This window comes from Pseudomonas sp. NFACC39-1 (assembly GCF_900110355.1).
In the GTDB taxonomy this organism is placed as follows: Bacteria; Pseudomonadota; Gammaproteobacteria; order Pseudomonadales; family Pseudomonadaceae; genus Aquipseudomonas; species Aquipseudomonas tehranensis.
This window is the reverse complement of the sequence record NZ_FODL01000036.1, coordinates 1-1251: the sequence shown is the minus strand read 5'-3', so window position 1 is coordinate 1251 and position 1251 is coordinate 1. Positions and strand designations below refer to the sequence as shown.

2 protein-coding genes are annotated in these 1251 nt (G+C 54.4%); both read right to left on the bottom strand.

From position 1 onward, the window contains the following. Positions 1–38: 38 nt before the first annotated feature. On the bottom strand, positions 39–869 hold the full coding sequence (locus BMY45_RS27195; protein WP_256573687.1) for an IS3 family transposase: 831 nt from the start codon (positions 867–869) through the stop codon (positions 39–41). Positions 870–877: 8 nt separating this feature from the next. Further along, entirely contained in the window at positions 878–1186 is a 309-nt protein-coding gene (locus tag BMY45_RS28520) for a transposase (protein WP_145244844.1), read from the bottom strand. Positions 1187–1251 lie beyond the last annotated feature (65 nt).

The following is a 1251-nucleotide window of genomic DNA, read 5'->3' as shown; positions in this document are numbered from 1 at the left end:
TGTTCTGGTCAAGTTTTTCCGGACACCGATTACGGTGATCAAGCTGCCTGCTGCTCCATGGCTATTGGCGGCAGGTAGTTGTTATAGCTGTGGAGCCTGATTCGGTTGTATCGCATGAAGAAGCTGGTCATATCCTGCTTGGCTTCTTCAACTGTCGTGTAGCCCTTGATGGGCACCCACTCTGATTTGAGCGTCCCGAAAAAACGCTCTGTTGGCGCGTTGTCCCAGCATTGTCCTCGACGACTCATGCTTTGCGTTATCCCATGCTCAAGCAGCTCAGATTGAAAGCGCTGGCTGGTGTATTGGCAGCCTTGATCCGAATGAAACATCAAGCCTGCATGTCTGCCTCGAACCTCCACCGCCATTCTCAGCGCCTTGCTAACCAGGTGGGCGTCATTGATCAGAGAAAACGCCCAGCCAACGATTCGGCGGGCGAATAGATCAATGACCACTGCCAAGTGATACCAGCGTTTCCCAACCATCAGGCTGGTAACGTCGCCACACCAGACCTGATTGATTGCGGTTGGCTCAAAGTTACGTTCGAGCAGGTTCTTGGCCACAAACGCTTCGACGCCTCTGGAGCGGTACTGATGCCGGCGGCGCTGTCTGCTGGCCACATTTGCCTCCGCCATGAGTTTTCCCGCCAAATGCCTTCCCACCTTTATCTGCTGGGCCTTTAAGTGCTGAGAAATCATCCGCGCGCCTGCACTTCCTCGGCTTTCGACATGCAGTTCCACGACTTTTGCCCTGAGCGCATCACGCTCGGCATTGGGCGCTGAACGTCGCCTAAGCCAGTCATAAAACGCGCTGCGGGAAACATCCAGCGCACTGCAAAGCAGTCTGGTCGGATATGTGCTCGACTCCCTCAGCTCCTCGATCAGGAAAAACGATCGGGATCCGACATCAAGAGAGCCGTAGCCTTTTTTAAGATTTCAGCCTCAGTCTCCAGGCGTTTAATCTTGGCTCGCAGTTGTTGAAGCTCTCGCTGTTCGTCGCTGATTGCCTTGGTGCCTGCCACTGGCTGCCGTTTTTCACGCTCTTTGCGAACCTGATCTACCCAGCGGCGCAGAGCCGTAGGGCCAACGTCCATTGACGCACAGACGTCAGGAACTGAGCAGTTATCATCAAGAACCATGCTTGCAGCACGTTGCTTGAACTCGCGGGTGTAGGTCTTTCGCTCTTGCATGGAACCTCCTGATGGGGCGAATCATATCGCCCTTAAGAGGTGTCCGGGATCATTAAGCCAGTTCA

What these genes read in the sequence shown, in the direction of transcription:
- BMY45_RS28520 (WP_145244844.1), bottom strand. Translation starts at nt 1,186, where the DNA reads ATGCAAGAGCGAAAGACCTACACCCGCGAGTTCAAGCAACGTGCTGCA.